This window comes from Polaromonas sp. P1_G2 (genome assembly GCF_056405515.1).
The window spans coordinates 1-380 of the sequence record NZ_JBFUBY010001597.1; the positions used below are offsets into that span (position 1 = coordinate 1).

A 380-nucleotide genomic window follows, 5' to 3' on the forward strand; every position below is an offset into this window, starting at 1 on the left:
GTCAGATCGAGTTCGCGCTCGATCGTACCATCGGCACGAATCCGCTCGTCGACCTCGGCCACCCGCTCGTAGAGCTGTTCCGGCAGAACGATCTCTTTGGCGAAAATATCCGGCCGCGCCTGATAGGCGATGCGCAGCGCATCGCGAAAACCCCTTGTGATCAAGAGCAGGACACGATCACCCTTGCGCTCCAGCAGCGCATTGGTGGCGACCGTCGTGCCCATCTTGATATCGCCCACCAGTCCGGCGGGAATCGCATCGCCCGAATCAAGCCCCAGGAGATCGCGGATGCCCTGGATCGCCGCATCACGATAGGCCTCCGGATTCTCCGAGAGCAGCTTGCGCGGATGCAGCGAGCCGTCCGGCGCCCGGCCGATCAC

1 protein-coding gene is annotated in these 380 nt (G+C 63.4%); it reads right to left on the reverse strand.

The features are described 5' to 3' along the window. On the reverse strand, window positions 1–380 hold a 380-nt coding region (locus tag AC1D0P_RS31715; RefSeq protein ID WP_477680352.1), incomplete at both ends, for a hydantoinase/oxoprolinase N-terminal domain-containing protein.